Origin of the sequence: Synechococcus sp. CCAP 1479/9, assembly GCF_019038535.1 — a bacterium.
GTDB lineage: Bacteria > Cyanobacteriota > Cyanobacteriia > PCC-6307 > Cyanobiaceae > Cyanobium.
The window spans coordinates 1-334 of the sequence record NZ_JAFKRK010000076.1; the positions used below are offsets into that span (position 1 = coordinate 1).

Annotated in this window: 1 pseudogene; it reads right to left on the reverse strand. The window is 74.3% G+C overall.

Annotation, left to right across the window (positions count from 1 at the left end):
- Positions 1–334 (reverse strand): annotated as a pseudogene (locus KUG38_RS16755) (DUF4912 domain-containing protein); the annotation flags it as partial.

Sequence of the window (334 nt, forward strand, 5' to 3'; positions counted from 1 at the left end):
CTTCCGGCGTGGAGCGGCGGAACTCCATGGTGATGCTGCGCTTCTGCTCGCCATCGGCCGCCAGGGCCTCGATCGGGTAGAGCTGCTGGCCGTCGCGGAAGGGCACCTGCACCCGGAAGGTGCCGTCGGCCGACAGGGGCACCTCCTCACCGCCGATGCTGAGGCGGGCGGCCGGATCGGTGGCGCCGTAGACGATCAGCTCGGCATCGGCCACCAGCCAGAAGGAGCGCTGGCGGGGGGCCACCCCACCGATGCCCGAGGCGCTGCGGCCGGAGGCCCAGGGGCCGGCGCCGGAGGCGGAGAATTCCCCACCGCCCTCAAGGCCGGCGGCGGA